At 32.7% G+C, this 679-nt stretch carries 2 protein-coding genes; both read right to left on the bottom strand.

What is annotated here, in order from left to right:
* Positions 1-130 precede the first annotated feature (130 nt).
* Positions 131-355, bottom strand: coding sequence for a hypothetical protein (locus tag CYP28_RS00670; protein ID WP_103592721.1), 225 nt, complete (start codon positions 353-355; stop codon positions 131-133).
* 24 nt (positions 356-379) lie between these two features.
* Positions 380-679 (bottom strand): hypothetical protein (locus tag CYP28_RS00665; RefSeq protein ID WP_103592720.1); only part of this gene is annotated, 300 nt, incomplete at its 5' end.

The following is a 679-nucleotide window of genomic DNA, read 5'->3' as shown; positions in this document are numbered from 1 at the left end:
ATGTATATACCATAGATATTTCAAAGGTATCTAGGTAAAAGTCTAGCTTAGCTACATCTTTCATAACGTATTCTTCTAAATCTGGGTCATAGACCCAAGCTCTAAATCTAACATCTTTCATTTTTACCCCTTATTTTGCTCTTACCTCAAAAGGCTCTTTTGAAAGATTGTCTTTCATATAAGCCCTTATATCAAACGGCATACTATCCATAAAAGCATCTATACTTTTTCTATTTTCTAAATTCGCCACCAAAGCCGATAGAATACTTATCCAGTCCTCTTGCGTAATATCGCTACCCTCTTTTAGCAAAAACATATCTAGTTCTTTTCTAAATTTATCTCCAGCTTGTGTCATTGTCTTGTTCTCCTATTTATTTTTTTAAAACCATTCAACTCTTAACCAGTTGCTTTTTACTGCGTAACTAAAATTTTTAGCACCGTTAATAAGCTTCCTCATTGCTTCTTGTTTATAATCCTTTAGCGCTAAAATTTGCTCTTCGGTAACATTTAATAAGGCATCACAATCTATTTCATCATAATCTTCAAAGCGGTTGTAGCCTACTTTGCATTTATTTAGCATTTCGCTAAATCCTTCACGATCGTAATCAAAATCCAAACACGCATCATACTCGATATTAAAATCTTTTACTAAAAAAGCTCTAAAACCCATTTTGTATCC

Source organism: Campylobacter concisus (assembly GCF_002914195.1).
Lineage (GTDB): Bacteria > Campylobacterota > Campylobacteria > Campylobacterales > Campylobacteraceae > Campylobacter_A > Campylobacter_A concisus_M.
Note: the sequence above shows the minus strand (reverse complement) of the source record. Positions and strands in the feature narration are given on the sequence as shown.